This is a genomic window from Paenibacillus sp. F4 (assembly GCF_002894905.1).
GTDB lineage: Bacteria > Bacillota > Bacilli > Paenibacillales > Paenibacillaceae > Paenibacillus > Paenibacillus polymyxa_B.
The window spans coordinates 298,122-311,307 of record NZ_POVS01000004.1 but is presented as its reverse complement, the minus strand read 5'-3'; the positions used below and the strand labels follow the sequence as shown (position 1 = coordinate 311,307).

Sequence of the window (13,186 nt, the reverse complement as noted above, 5' to 3'; positions counted from 1 at the left end):
AAAGCAGCTAGGATTGCTGCTGTGCTCCAAAAAACATTTCATCCGCCAATGCGGTCTGAATTCTTGATTCCTCTTCATTCAGCTTACGAATGAGGATCATCTCAACTTCGGTCACTTCATCGCCCTGGAAATTAATTTCGGCGATACAGCCCACAATCTGCACAATGGCTACTGCCACGTTGTCCACGCTGTAAGCGATGACCTTCTGGCCTGTCGGAAACACGCGCAGCCCGGATTTAACCATTTTGCCACGTCCGTATTCCAGGAGTTCGTAAAGTTCTTGCTCGCTCTTGAATTTGCACACTGAGTTAAATTCAGTTTGAAATCCCATGTGTAGCCGCCACCTTTCATCATTAAGGGTTTAGTGTAGTGCTCAAAGATATGCCATATATATGAACAAAAAGGAGAGTGATCAGCTCCCCTTTGTTTCGTTTATGAGTTCTCGTAGTGCAGTGCCGACCTGCGCTCATAACGCTCCAGTGCAAGGGCAATCATGCGGTCCAGCAGACTTGCATAGGATACGCCGGTTTCTCTCCACAGTAATGGATACATACTGAACGGTGTAAAACCAGGCATCGTATTCACTTCATTAATAAGGATATGTCCGTCCGAGCGTCTGACGAAGAAATCGGCACGGGAAATCCCGCAGCCTTCTAGAGCGCGGAATGCTTGCAATGCGGCTTCACGAATACGATCTGCCACTTCCTCATCCAACGGTGCCGGAATGAGCATTTCCGATTGTCCATCCGTATATTTGGCAGCATAATCGTAATAATCACTCGACGATACAATTTCACCCGGTACCGAGGCAATCGGCTCATCATTGCCAAGTACGCTGACCTCAATCTCACGGGCATCGACGTACTCCTCGACAATCACCTTTAGGTCAAATTGCAAAGCCAGATCTACAGCCTTTTCCAGCTCTTCTCGGTTACTGGCTTTGGAAATACCGACACTTGATCCCAGATTGGCCGGTTTGACAAAGCAAGGATAACCTAGCTCGGTTTCCATGTTACGTACCAGATCATGACTGGTTTGCGCCCACTGTGTACTATTAAAGTAACAGTATTTCACTTGCGGCAATCCTGCATGCTCAAACAGCTTCTTCATGACGCCTTTATCCATACCTGCTGCCGAAGCAAGCACTCCCGCACCGACATAAGGCATATCCGCCATTTCGAACAGACCCTGAATCGTTCCGTCCTCGCCAAAGGTGCCGTGCAGCAACGGGAACAGCACATCCAGCGTCTGCTCTCCGTACAGCTTGCCAAACAACGTATCTAATGCCGCCTTGGTGCCGCCCTCTGCGCGTTCCAGCTTCAATTGCTCTACAGAAGCCAGAGGAGCGCTTAATAGCGCCCCTCTACGCCAATCGCCAGCCTTCGTAATATAAAAAGGAATAATCTCGTATTTATCATAGTTAAAAGCGTTCATTACCGCATACGCCGTTTGCAGCGAAACCTCATGTTCGCCCGATTTGCCACCGTACACTAGCCCTACGGTCAATTTTTGATTTGCCATGCCTATCCTCCGCTTTCCTGCTTTCGTCATTGTGACTGATTTGCATCACTGTACCTGTTATCCATCATCTCATTTAAAAATAGTCGGCGATGTGATAAAAGCGATATACCGTGTTGTCGGTCCACGCATACGAATTTTTATAGTCCCAATAACGATGTCTGGAGCTTACCGTATGTGCATTGACTAGCGGCATGCCGCCCGCATCAAAGGCCGTGACCACCGTGCTGTGCTGGAAGGTTCCGTCACCATCCCAATCGTAAAAAATGACGTCCCCCAGCATGAGCTGCTCTGGGCGACTCACCTGCTCAGCAGTCAACCCCCATGAGCTGGAGCCCAAATACCGCTCCAGACTGTTGGAAACTGCCCAACTGTAGCTCCACAGCTCACGTCCGGCGACCCGTCCTTTATACCACCAGCCCGATTCTCTTTTACCAGTATAGTGGATCGGTGCTCCCCCTGCAAAGAGGCATTGCGAGATATAATTGGTGCAATCCACATCAAAACCTTCAAACTCCGGATTGAAGCTATCCCACCACTGATCTGCATAGGCCGCTGCTTCTTCGCGGCGATATCGGCTGGGACGTGCTGATGAGCCGAAGCCCAGCACACCGCGATTCAGCAGCGGCAGATTTCCTCCTTGATTAAACGAAGCCTGTTCAAAAGGAACCTCTCCCCCCGCTGGCTTCCTTTCTGCCGGATCGCGCTCAATTCTCGCTACCTGCCAGGCTTCACCCTCGCGTGTGAACGTCAGACGCTCCCGTTCGATCCGATCCTCCCGGTGAGTCATCCCACCCTTCTCATAAAAGAGTCGGACATGCAGTTGTACATCTACCACAGCCTCATCCGGGGTATCCTGCACCATTCGTAGCGGCTTGGCGCGTGTCTCGCTGCGTAGGGGAACAGCATCCCGTTCGTTGTACCACTGCTCCAATCTGGCCGCACGTGCTGCTCGTTCCATCCGCTGACCCACCTCCAGATACTCATCCGGCTGCGGTACACCATTCACTTCACTGCGATTGTATTGATTCACGTAAGCAAAAAGGGCCTGTTTCCATTCCCGCTCCCCCATCCCAATCCCTCCATATTCGTCCCGCTATCCTTTTCCGGGGATAACCGGAATGATGAATAACTTCCTTTCTTCCCTCTCTGGTCTGATATGCTCTCTATACTATAAGTATGAATCTCTAAAGCTTGGTATGAACATCGAAACGCGAGGGAGCGGAACGTTTTATTTTCCAATCTGCAACGCATCATTTAGGCCAAAAAAACTTTACGGAACCGTCTGAAAACGGTATACTTAATCCAAAAGCAATCATTTTGAAATCATGTTTCATCTAATGAAACAAATTACATTCATCACAACCTCTAACACGTAATGAACCACTGAAGATGTAATTGAGAACGCAACCAATTTAAACCAAGTGTGCAAGACGTCGAAAAAACGACATCCCTATTTTCCCCCCAAGCATCCACTTCAAGGAGGTAATACTTATGTCAGGAAAAGATCAATTCTCCATTGCCCGTAGTCTGGAAGTTAACGGGAAGCCTTATCGCTACTACAGTCTTAAGGCACTGGAGGAACAAGGAAAAAGCGGTATCGCCAAGTTGCCTTTCTCCATTAAAGTATTGCTGGAAGCCGCGGTTCGACAGTTTGACGGTCGCGCCATTACGGAAGAACATGTGCAACAGCTGACAGGCTGGGCTGAGGATCGTGACACCAACAAGGAGATTCCGTTCATTCCTGCACGCATCGTGCTACAGGATTTTACCGGTGTCCCGGTGGTTGTCGATTTGGCAGCTATGCGTGATACGGTGAAAAAAGCAGGCGGGGACCCGAAGCAAATCAATCCGCTCGTTCCCGTCGATCTCGTTATCGACCACTCGGTCATGGTCGATGCTTTTGGTACCAGTGATGCGCTGGATTACAATATTAATGTAGAGTTTGAACGCAACGAGGAGCGGTACCGTTTTCTGCGTTGGGCGCAAACGGCGTTCAACAACTTCCGGGCCGTTCCGCCATCCACCGGTATCGTTCATCAGGTCAATCTGGAGTATCTCGCCTCCGTTGCCGCCACCAAAACCATTGACGGTGAAACGGTCGTCTTTCCAGATTCCCTCGTAGGAACAGACTCCCATACCACGATGATTAACGGCCTTGGTGTTGTTGGCTGGGGTGTCGGCGGGATTGAGGCAGAGGCGGGTATGCTGGGGCAACCGCTGTATTTTGTCACTCCCGATGTGATTGGCTTCAAGCTGACAGGCAGTCTGACGGAAGGCTCTACCGCCACCGATCTCGCGCTCACTGTTACGCAAATGCTGCGTAAAAAAGGCGTAGTCGGCAAATTCGTAGAGTTTTACGGGCCTGGTCTGGCTAACATCAGCTTGGCTGACCGTGCGACGGTTGCCAACATGGCACCGGAATACGGCGCAACGATTGGCTTCTTCCCGGTCGATGCGGAAACGCTGGCCTACCTGCGCAGCACCGGACGTTCCGATGAACAAGTAAGCCTCGTAGAGGAATATTACAAAGCCCAAGGCATGTTCCGCACATCCGATACACCGGACCCTGTGTTCAGCGATACGATTGAGCTGGATCTGGCTTCGGTTGTACCGAGTCTCGCCGGACCCAAACGTCCACAGGACCGTGTTGAGCTTAGCCGCATGAAAGAAACGTTTGAAGGCATTATCCGTACCCCAGTGGACAAAGGCGGCTATGGACTGAGCGATGAAAAAATCGCCCAGAAGATTCCGCTGACCCATCCGGACGGCTCCACCAGCGAGTTGGGTACAGGAGCAGTCGTTATTGCAGCTATCACAAGCTGCACGAATACCTCCAATCCAAGCGTTATGCTCGGTGCGGGCTTGCTGGCCAAAAAAGCAGTGCAGCGCGGGCTCAAAAAGCCAGGCTATGTTAAAACAAGCTTGACACCGGGCTCCCTCGTCGTGACGGAATACCTGCAAAAAGCCGGATTAATCGGACCGCTCGAAGCCCTCGGCTTCCATGTGGCAGGTTACGGCTGCGCAACCTGTATCGGTAACTCCGGCCCACTTCCTGACGAAGTGAGTCAAGCCATCACAGACCATGATTTGACGGTTGGAGCCGTCATTTCCGGCAACCGGAACTTTGAAGGTCGTGTGCATGCGCAGGTCAAAGCCAATTATCTCGGCTCACCGCCACTGGTTGTCGCTTATGCGCTGGCAGGCACGGTGAACATTGATTTGGTGAATGATCCGCTCGGTTACGATCAGGACAATCAGCCTGTCTACCTGAAAGACATTTGGCCCACTTCCGAGGAAATCAAGGAAGCCATCAGCCTGTCTCTCAGCCCGGATATGTTCCGTCGTAAATATGAGAATGTATTTACTGCCAACGAAAAATGGAACTCCATTCCGGTTCCTGAAGGCGAACTATATGAATGGGATGAAAAATCAACTTATATTCAAAATCCACCATTCTTTGAAAAACTTCAGGATGGCGTGCAGGATATCAAGGAAATCCGTAATGCCCGTGTGCTTGCCCTGTTGAATGATTCGGTCACAACGGACCATATCTCGCCAGCAGGCAACATTGCTCCTTCCAGCCCGGCAGGACTGTACTTGAAGGAGCATGGCGTGGAACGCAAGGACTTCAACTCCTACGGCTCCCGTCGCGGTAACCACGAGGTCATGATGCGCGGTACATTCGCCAACATCCGTATCCGCAACAATGTGGCTCCAGGTACTGAAGGCGGCGTGACCAAATACTTGCCAACGGATGAGGAAATGTCCATCTATGATGCATCCATGAAATATCAGGCAGCTGATCAGAACCTGATTGTCATTGCTGGTAAGGAATACGGCACAGGTAGCTCCCGTGACTGGGCGGCCAAAGGTACGCTTCTGCTGGGCGTTAAGGCTGTCATTGCCGAAAGCTTCGAGCGGATTCACCGCAGTAACCTGGTCGGCATGGGTGTACTGCCTCTGCAATTCCAGGAAGGCTATGGCTGGTCCAGCCTGGGGCTGAACGGTCGTGAAACGTTTGACATTCTTGGCATCGACAATGACGTGAAGCCTGGTCAAGAGCTTACGGTTGTGGCTAAACGCGAGGATGGCACAAAGTTCGAATTCCCGGTAATCGCCCGTCTGGACAGCACTGTCGATATCGACTACTACCACAACGGTGGTATTCTGCAAACCGTGTTGCGTCAGATGATTCAAGAGTAAAGAGCGTGTAAATAACGAAATCCCCTCCAAATGCAGCGGAAACTGCGAATTGAGAGGGGATTTTTTACATGCTTTAAGCCTTCAAAAGGAAACATATTCCAATAATTGAGAACACTAGGGTTATAAGGAGTGTGAAGAGACCGGGCAGGCTTTCCATGATTGCAGAGCCTTTTTCGCTCTTGAACTGACGACTGAAATAGGGTTGGAGCGTTAGCATAATTATAAAAGATATGAAGCTAAATCCACACAACAACCATACCTCAGGATTGGATTTGTCAACAAAACGATCAGCCACATCATTGAAATTGTAGTGGATTGCTATATTCCTGGGCATTGTCGAATACATGAATTGGTAGATGACGAAAGGTAAAGCAGAAATAAGAAATGACAATACATTAGAAAAATTTAATTTACTTCGCATGGAAATCCTCCTAATAAAGCTAAATCGATTCATATAATACATGTTTAGCAGTCTATATTTTTATACCTATGGCTTAGAAAGAGAGAAGTAATAAAACTAATCATCATTGGTAAACAAGATGCGAGCACCATATACACATTAACTTCTTGTCCTAATCCTATAGCGATCCCGAATAAGCCAAAGGCTATCCAAATATAAGCAGAGATACGATGCGTCTTCTTCCATGCCATTTCATTCGAAAGTAGCCAAGGGAACTTCAAACCAATTAGACGGTTAGGTGTTATTGTAGCAAAAGATATTCCCACCGCTAAATGCAAAATAGCCGATAAAAATAAAGCTAATTTTAGCGTGCTGAACAGAAATTCGCCTGAATATTTGAACATGAGTGCAAGGAAAATCAAATCAAGTACAATAAATACACTTGCACAAATCTTACGATAGGAAGCCAACATATGCTCAGAAAAGGATTCTCTATGCTTAGAATACCTTGGATTCAATACTACGATTGCTAATGTAATAATCATAGTAACTAATGGAAAATATAACAATGCTATACGATCCTTAGTGGAATGAAGTGAGGAGGAAAATAAAGCAAAATTCATAACATGCAACATGATAAAAAAAATAGACACATGCGTCCACGGCTTCTTGAATTCTTCTTTTACATCATAATTACCCTTATTCTCCATCCCGCCAAACCCTCCATATAACAGGAATTGAGTGACTCCTCTTTATTATGCATATTTTCCAATACCAAAAATGGAAGAAACATCACAAAAACAAAAAAAGCCGATCCCTCAAGACCGACTTCCTACCCTATTCTCCTATAACCTTACCTTCGCACGCGAGTTATTTCGAAATATCCAGAAAACCCTCTCCGAACACGTCCCGCACGTCATGAATAGTGATGAATGCTGCTGTGTCGATGGCTTTCACTATCTTTTTAAGCGCTGACACCTCTTGTTTACTAATGACGATATACAGCACTTCTTTTGGATTTTTAGTGTAATAGCCGTGGCCTGACAGGACAGTAACTCCACGATCCATTTTCGTAATGACCATCTCGGCAATTTTATCTTGGTGCTCCGAAATGATCATGACCGCTTTTTTCGGGTTCAGTCCTTCGATCATGAAGTCCATCACCTTCGTACCAACGTACAAAATAACGATAGTTAGCATCAATTTTTCCGGACCAATAATAAAATAAGAAGAGAACGCGACAATCAAATCAAAAAACAGCAGGCCATAGCTGATATTCCAATCCAGATACTTGTTGGCAATTCGGGCTAAAATGACCGTTCCCGCCGTAGTGCCACCTACCCGTACAATTAAGCCAATGCCGACCCCCACCAAAACTCCGGCAAATACAGCATTAATCGTCGGCTCATGCGAATCAATCCGCCAGTTGACCGTTAAATGTAAAAACAGCGAGTTAAAGGCGACCGCAATTATAGTGTACAGGGTCGTTCTCTTGTCCAAAAATTTATATCCGACAATCAACAGCAAGCCATTAATCACCAGATTGACGATCGAGGGAGACCACTGAAACAGGTAGTACAGGATGATCGTGACCCCTGTAACGCCCCCCTCGCCAAACTCATTCGGGATTACAAACAGATTAACAGCTAGCGCGAAAAAAAATGCACCCAGAATAATAAATGCGATATCTGCAATACTTTTTTTCATATATGCTCTAATCCTCTCTCTAACATTTCAAAGGATGAATCGCCAGATGGATTGGCTGACTCTTGTTGTCAAAATACGCTGACAACCAGTTCATGGTATCTACTACCAAACATAAAGTCAATACAACTTTGACACTTTAATTCGCCACCAGACTGCCTCAATCCTGACTTGGATTCCGCAAAATTGTCCTTTTACAAGGTTATTCGACAAAATAACACAATCCCGACTACTAAACTAAGAAAACGGGCCTCTAGCCCTTGTTTTAGACCTAGGCACATTTTCCTCAAAAACGACCATCCTCCTAATCGACATTTTGGACACATATGACCATCTTCCTGTTTTATGTCAAAAGCGTTTTACTTTGAAAAAATGTGGGTATAATGATTGAAACATTACCAAGCAACCTACATAGCATTACGACATCAAGTACATACAAATAGTCCTATACAGACGTCCTAAGCAACTCAATCTGAATTTGACAATATGGAATTGGAGGAATGACCTACATGAATACAATGAACTTAACCGTCCACACCCTGATGCCCTTTCACCACCAATACCAACGTGCCAACGCGGTGAGTATGCAGAAGAAAGAAGATAGCTCGGAGAAGAAGCTCAGCTTTCAGGACATTTTGAATGAAAAAATGGGTAAAAAATAAGGCGCCGTTTATCCGGTTGCATGATCCCGCTTTACATAAGCTAAAAAGCCGTAGTTTCCTACATCGACTGTAGAGAACCACGGCTTTTTTAATTCATTTGTCCCTAGACTCACATGTTCGTTTTACTGACCTCCATCCCGATACTGCTCTGCCTTCTCACGCATCCCCGCAGCTACTGCTTCTTGAGTGTTCAACCCCTTATCCGCTGCATAGGCGCGAATGTCCTGAGTGATGCGCATACTACAAAATTTAGGGCCGCACATCGAGCAAAAATGTGCTTCCTTGGCGCCCTCTGCCGGTAGCGTCTCATCATGGTAGGACAAGGCACGCTCGGGATCAAGCGACAGATTGAACTGGTCCCGCCAGCGGAACTCAAAGCGTGCCTTGGACAAAGCATCATCCCGCTGCTGCGCCCGTGGATGACCCTTCGCCAGATCGGCAGCATGTGCCGCAATTTTGTAGGTAATGACACCCTCGCGGACATCATCCTTATTGGGCAGACCCAAATGCTCCTTAGGCGTAACATAGCACAGCATGGACGTCCCGAACCAACCGATCATCGCCGCCCCGATGGCTGAAGTAATATGATCATATCCGGGGGCAATATCCGTCGTGAGCGGTCCCAAGGTATAGAAAGGAGCTTCCTTACAAATCTCCATTTGTAAATCCACATTCTCTTTGATTTTATGCATAGGGACATGTCCTGGCCCTTCAATCATGACCTGAACATCATGCTTCCATGCGATTTGCGTTAGCTCGCCCAACGTTTCCAGCTCTGCAAACTGTGCTTCATCATTCGCATCATAGATACTACCTGGACGTAGACCATCCCCGAGAGAAAAGGCCACATCATAGGATTTCATAATTTCGCAGATTTCTTCAAAATGTGTATACAAAAAATTCTCCTGATGGTGCGCAAGGCACCAGGCTGCCATGATCGACCCGCCACGGGACACAATTCCCGTCATTCTATTCGCCGTCATCGGTATATACCGCAGCAATACACCCGCATGAATTGTAAAATAGTCCACTCCCTGCTCCGCCTGCTCAATCAGCGTATCGCGATACAGCTCCCACGTCAGCGCTTCTGCTTCACCGTTCACCTTTTCAAGTGCTTGATACAGCGGCACAGTCCCAATCGGTACAGGAGAATTCCGAATGATCCATTCACGTGTGGTATGGATATTACGGCCTGTGGACAGGTCCATAACCGTATCCGAGCCCCAACGCACAGCCCAAGTCATTTTCTCCACTTCCTCCTCGATGGAGGAGGTAACCGCAGAATTACCAATGTTCGCATTGATCTTCACGTGAAAATGACGCCCAATGACCATTGGCTCACTTTCCGGGTGATTGATATTCGAAGGCAAAATGGCTCGTCCAGCCGCCAACTCCTGCCGTACAAACTCAGGCTCCACCCCTTCGCGGATCGCCGCAAATTCCATTTCGGGCGTAATGATCCCTTGCCGCGCATAATGCATTTGTGTCACTGTACGACCTTGCGAAGCACGAAGCGGACGGTTGGTCACGCCGGGAAATTCAACTGTCTCCCGTTTCGAGCCAGGTTTCAGTCCATTGTCCTCCGGCTTGACGGTGCGTCCCTCGTAAGCCTCCACATCGCCCCGTTCCAGTGCCCAAGCTCGCCGTAATGGAGGCAGGCCCTGACGGATATCGACCTGATAGGCTTCGTCGGTCATGGGACCGCTCGTATCGTACACACGCAATGGCTCATGATGCTCCGTGCCCTGCGGCGTATGTGTAGGATGAAGAGCAATTTCGCGCTCTGGCACGGCAATATCCGGCCGCGAGCCTTGAATATATACCTTACGGCTTCCCGGAAAGGGTTTTACCCCACTGGCTTGCTCCCCGTTTGTCTTCTCTACCTCAACTTCTTTTGTTCCTTCTACTTCTGTCGGCTTCATTGTCCATTCCTCCCGTTTCGATGAAATGACACACCGATCCGGAACCATTCCCAGGGTGGCGCTGATCTATGCAAAAAAGCCGGTTCCCCAGGGAACCGGCTAATCTAACGAGGCAGCTATCCAGACAGTACGCATGTGGAATAATCCTATTCCAATGCGTCACCGTAGACAGCAGCCGCGTATACATTTCAATGGCCGATTACTTCCCTACGCTGGTATGATCCAGATCAGGTGCAAAGGGTCCGGAATCTTGCACGATTCCATCTCAGCCCGGCATTACAGGCTCCCCCAGTAACTGTGATACTTCTATTCACATGAGGCGGATATAACAGACATCCCGCCTTCCTTACCAGACTACTTTAAATTTATGGCTTTGGCAACCCTTTTAGGTTCCCTTTACCAAGGAGACGTTCCCCATCAAATCACTCTGCTTGCTTCAACTGTGTTCATTCTTGTTACGGAAGCATAAGCCCCATTTCCTTCGCCGCTTCGATCAAAATCGGAGCAAAGTCATGTAGCGTCTCGGGTGCAAGTCGACTGACCGGGCCAGATACAGATAAAGCCGCAGTGACCTGTCCCTTCCGGTTCACAATTGGCGCTGCCACAGCAGCAGCCCCTGGCTCCCGTTCTTCATAGCTGGTCGCATAGCCCTTCTCGCGAATGTCCTGTAGCTGGGCTTTATAGACCTCCGGGTCTACCGAGAGCGGCCATTCATCCCCGCTTAGCAGGGCTTCCAGCTCCTGCGGCGGCATAAAGGCCGCCAGCACCTTGCTGGAGGCCCCTACAGCCAGCGGCATACGCGCACCTACAGGCGCGACCCTGCGGATCGCCTGATTGCTCTGCACGGCTTGTATGCGAATACGCATACTGCCGTCCCGTAAGTACAAGCTGACCGTCTCCCCCAGACGGTCACGTAGTCCTTCCATTGCAGGCTGTAACAGCACTGCCGGCTCGTCACTTTGGGACAAATGCGTGGATAGCTCCCAAATGCGGAAGCCAAGTCGATATTTTTCCGTTTCGGCATTCCGAACGACAAAGCCCCGATCCTCCAACGTAGTCAGCAGCCGATGAACCGTGCTTTTATGTAGACCAATTTTGGAGGCAATCTCCGTCAGGCCAAGATCCGAATTTGCAGTAAAACACAGCAGTATATCAAGTGCACGCTCTACAGCGCGAACGGTTAATTTACGGTCTTCCATCTTGAACCGCTCCTCTTGTATCCATATTCGTTTCACACTATGAAACATGGTTACATAAATTATATAGAATAGTCGCGGCTACTGTAAACCGATGTTTTTGTGACAACCATATTACAGAACGAGAACAAACATCGACAATTCTTTGCATCATTTTTACTTTTCCGGTTCAGGCGTTGACTTTGGATAATCCCCATCATACGATAATAGGTATCTATACGGATCTACACTACTATTTTCAAGTGGAATTATACCTAAATTCTATGAAACGAAGATCAATTTTATATAAGGAGGCTCTTACATGATTTCGACATCCCAGCGCAACGCTCAGCTACAGACCGCTGTTCAGGAGCCGTCCACCCCACTCTTTAATCCCCGTCTGCTGCGGTTCAAGCACGTTGTGATTGCTCTGCTGCTGTCGGTCGTCTTTTTTCTGTTGTTTTGTTTTATTGCCTTGCATGCTTACATCGCTTGGGTACTTACGAATCCCACCGTTGCACCGTTGTACTCTAATCCGATGCAGGCCAAAAGCATGCCTTATGAGGAAGTCAGCTTCCCTGCCAAGGATGGTAGCCGCATGGTACAAGGCTGGTATATCCCGGCGGATCAATCGCGGAAAACGATTATTTTCAGCCATGGTTATGGGGCTAACCGCGAAGAAAGCTGGATTCCCATGTATGATCTGGCGCATTATGCCCACAGTTTGAACTTTAATGTGGTCATGTTCGATTATGGATTTGCGTCACAAAACAGCAAAGCAGTCGCAACCGGAGGCAAAGCAGAATCCCAACAGCTCCTCGGAGCAATTCAGCTTGCGAAGCAACGCGGCTCGTCGGAGATTATCGTATGGGGCTTCTCCATGGGGGCAGGAACCGCTCTTCAGGCGGGCTTGCAAACCAAGGATGTGGACGCAATGATTTTGGACAGCACCTTCCTGCTGGAGCCAGATACGCTGTACCATAACATTCACAATCAAATTAATCTGCCAAGACATCCGTCTTTGGAAATTCTGGAGTTGCTGTTTCCAGTCTTGAACGGCACCAGCTTACATCAGATTCCATATCAGGAGGTTAAAAAGGAAAACTATCCGTTCCCGATCATGTTTGTGCATGGTACACAGGATGAAAAGGCTCCTTATCCCATTGCGGAAAAGCTCGCTGCCAATCAGACTAACCCGCTTTCCAGTGTATGGATTGTCAAAAACGGGATACATGAGCTTATTTTCAGAGAACACCCTCGTGAATATTTGCGACGGGTATCGACGTTTCTAAGCAGTGTACAGGAGCTGGAGGATAAGAAAATCGTCGCTGATGCCCACAAACAAACGAATACGAAGTAAAGTATTATTTTTCGAAGAACTGTATTGTATTCTTCCCCTTGAAGAAGCCTGTCTATGGACACTTAACCCGTGCCATAGCTGGGTTTCTTTTTCGTTTTCCATGGGTATTCATTGTTTTACGTAACAGATGTGACCGGATTAAGGGAGTTCATAGACATATTCCTGATGGGACAGCGAATATACTGGGTACGTATGCATCCAGGGCAGATCTGCCAGATCGGCCGGATAGCCATAGTGGG

11 protein-coding genes and 1 riboswitch are annotated in these 13,186 nt (G+C 48.2%); of the genes, 3 read left to right on the top strand and 8 right to left on the bottom strand.

Annotation, left to right across the window (positions count from 1 at the left end; all coding sequences use genetic code 11):
• Positions 1-7: 7 nt before the first annotated feature.
• From C1T21_RS02095 to C1T21_RS02085, 3 genes are all read right to left on the bottom strand, one after another.
• Positions 8-331 carry a hypothetical protein gene (locus C1T21_RS02095; RefSeq protein WP_007428793.1) on the bottom strand — a complete coding sequence of 108 codons (324 nt, stop codon included), beginning with the start codon at positions 329-331 and terminating at the stop codon, positions 8-10.
• Between the two features lie 101 nt (positions 332-432).
• Positions 433-1,521, bottom strand: a complete 1,089-nt coding sequence (locus C1T21_RS02090) for a D-alanine--D-alanine ligase (protein WP_103047005.1) — start codon at positions 1,519-1,521, stop codon at positions 433-435.
• 73 nt (positions 1,522-1,594) lie between these two features.
• A complete protein-coding gene (locus C1T21_RS02085) occupies positions 1,595-2,590 on the bottom strand; it encodes an amidase domain-containing protein (protein ID WP_023987006.1) in 996 nt (331 codons plus the stop codon).
• A gap of 422 nt (positions 2,591-3,012) precedes the next feature.
• On the opposite strand from C1T21_RS02085, the gene acnA reads away from it, so the two are divergent.
• Positions 3,013-5,724, top strand: a complete 2,712-nt coding sequence (acnA, locus tag C1T21_RS02080; RefSeq protein ID WP_103047004.1) for an aconitate hydratase AcnA — start codon at positions 3,013-3,015, stop codon at positions 5,722-5,724.
• A gap of 73 nt (positions 5,725-5,797) precedes the next feature.
• Here the strand turns inward: acnA and C1T21_RS02075 are convergent, their stop codons facing one another.
• The 3 genes from C1T21_RS02075 to C1T21_RS02065 form a co-directional block, all read right to left on the bottom strand.
• Positions 5,798-6,145: a DUF1648 domain-containing protein gene (locus C1T21_RS02075; RefSeq protein ID WP_103047003.1), complete on the bottom strand. Its 348-nt coding sequence runs from the start codon at positions 6,143-6,145 to the stop codon at positions 5,798-5,800.
• 44 nt (positions 6,146-6,189) lie between these two features.
• Positions 6,190-6,834 carry an SdpI family protein gene (locus C1T21_RS02070; RefSeq protein WP_103047002.1) on the bottom strand — a complete coding sequence of 215 codons (645 nt, stop codon included), beginning with the start codon at positions 6,832-6,834 and terminating at the stop codon, positions 6,190-6,192.
• Between the two features lie 160 nt (positions 6,835-6,994).
• Complete coding sequence (locus tag C1T21_RS02065; protein WP_023987004.1) at positions 6,995-7,831, bottom strand: YitT family protein; 837 nt, start codon at positions 7,829-7,831, stop codon at positions 6,995-6,997.
• Positions 7,832-8,337: 506 nt separating this feature from the next.
• Between C1T21_RS02065 and C1T21_RS27185 the strand changes: the two genes are divergently transcribed.
• On the top strand, positions 8,338-8,490 hold the full coding sequence (locus C1T21_RS27185) for a hypothetical protein (protein ID WP_010348453.1): 153 nt from the start codon (positions 8,338-8,340) through the stop codon (positions 8,488-8,490).
• Between the two features lie 122 nt (positions 8,491-8,612).
• On the opposite strand, the gene thiC is transcribed toward C1T21_RS27185, so the two are convergent.
• The gene (gene thiC / locus C1T21_RS02060; RefSeq protein ID WP_103047001.1) at positions 8,613-10,412 is read right to left on the bottom strand and encodes a phosphomethylpyrimidine synthase ThiC; all 1,800 of its coding nucleotides are present in this window, start codon (positions 10,410-10,412) and stop codon (positions 8,613-8,615) included.
• 187 nt (positions 10,413-10,599) lie between these two features.
• Positions 10,600-10,712: riboswitch (TPP riboswitch) on the bottom strand.
• Between the two features lie 155 nt (positions 10,713-10,867).
• On the bottom strand, positions 10,868-11,611 hold the full coding sequence (locus tag C1T21_RS02055; protein ID WP_025721640.1) for an IclR family transcriptional regulator: 744 nt from the start codon (positions 11,609-11,611) through the stop codon (positions 10,868-10,870).
• Between the two features lie 298 nt (positions 11,612-11,909).
• On the opposite strand from C1T21_RS02055, the gene C1T21_RS02050 reads away from it, so the two are divergent.
• The gene (locus C1T21_RS02050; protein WP_103047000.1) at positions 11,910-12,947 is read left to right on the top strand and encodes an alpha/beta hydrolase; all 1,038 of its coding nucleotides are present in this window, start codon (positions 11,910-11,912) and stop codon (positions 12,945-12,947) included.
• Positions 12,948-13,186 lie beyond the last annotated feature (239 nt).

Bases quoted from the DNA above. Each gene is read 5' to 3' on its own strand.
- thiC (WP_103047001.1), bottom strand. From the start codon at position 10,412: ATGAAGCCGACAGAAGTAGAAGGAACAAAAGAAGTTGAGGTAGAGAAG.
- C1T21_RS02065 (WP_023987004.1), bottom strand. From the start codon at position 7,831: ATGAAAAAAAGTATTGCAGATATCGCATTTATTATTCTGGGTGCATTT.
- C1T21_RS02070 (WP_103047002.1), bottom strand. From the start codon at position 6,834: ATGGAGAATAAGGGTAATTATGATGTAAAAGAAGAATTCAAGAAGCCG.
- C1T21_RS02055 (WP_025721640.1), bottom strand. From the start codon at position 11,611: ATGGAAGACCGTAAATTAACCGTTCGCGCTGTAGAGCGTGCACTTGAT.
- C1T21_RS02075 (WP_103047003.1), bottom strand. From the start codon at position 6,145: ATGCGAAGTAAATTAAATTTTTCTAATGTATTGTCATTTCTTATTTCT.
- acnA (WP_103047004.1), top strand. From the start codon at position 3,013: ATGTCAGGAAAAGATCAATTCTCCATTGCCCGTAGTCTGGAAGTTAAC.
- C1T21_RS02085 (WP_023987006.1), bottom strand. From the start codon at position 2,590: ATGGGGGAGCGGGAATGGAAACAGGCCCTTTTTGCTTACGTGAATCAA.
- C1T21_RS02095 (WP_007428793.1), bottom strand. From the start codon at position 331: ATGGGATTTCAAACTGAATTTAACTCAGTGTGCAAATTCAAGAGCGAG.
- C1T21_RS27185 (WP_010348453.1), top strand. From the start codon at position 8,338: ATGAATACAATGAACTTAACCGTCCACACCCTGATGCCCTTTCACCAC.
- C1T21_RS02090 (WP_103047005.1), bottom strand. From the start codon at position 1,521: ATGGCAAATCAAAAATTGACCGTAGGGCTAGTGTACGGTGGCAAATCG.
- C1T21_RS02050 (WP_103047000.1), top strand. From the start codon at position 11,910: ATGATTTCGACATCCCAGCGCAACGCTCAGCTACAGACCGCTGTTCAG.